A 255-nucleotide genomic window follows, 5' to 3' on the forward strand; every position below is an offset into this window, starting at 1 on the left:
CGAGCGGCGTGATCGAAGCCGTCACGGCGGCCAGCAGCCTGACGCTGCAGGCGAGTACGATCGACAACAGCGCCGGCCGTGTGGTCAACGTCGGCACGGGCGCGGCTACGGTGAGCGCCCAGGGGCTCGTCACCAACAGTGGTTTGATCGCCGGTAACGGCAGCCTCGATCTGGCGGCCGGGACTTTGCTCAACCTGACCGGCGGCAGCGTGCTGTCGGGACAGCGCATGGGCCTGGACGTGGCGCAGCAGCTGG

General features: G+C 69.4%; 1 protein-coding gene. It reads left to right on the forward strand.

Annotated elements, in window-relative coordinates:
• Positions 1-255, forward strand: a 255-nt coding sequence (locus KVP70_RS33905; RefSeq protein ID WP_217946808.1) for a hypothetical protein, incomplete at both ends; no start/stop codon positions are given.

The organism is Duganella violaceipulchra, assembly GCF_019166075.1.
In the GTDB taxonomy this organism is placed as follows: domain Bacteria; phylum Pseudomonadota; class Gammaproteobacteria; order Burkholderiales; family Burkholderiaceae_D; genus Rugamonas; species Rugamonas violaceipulchra.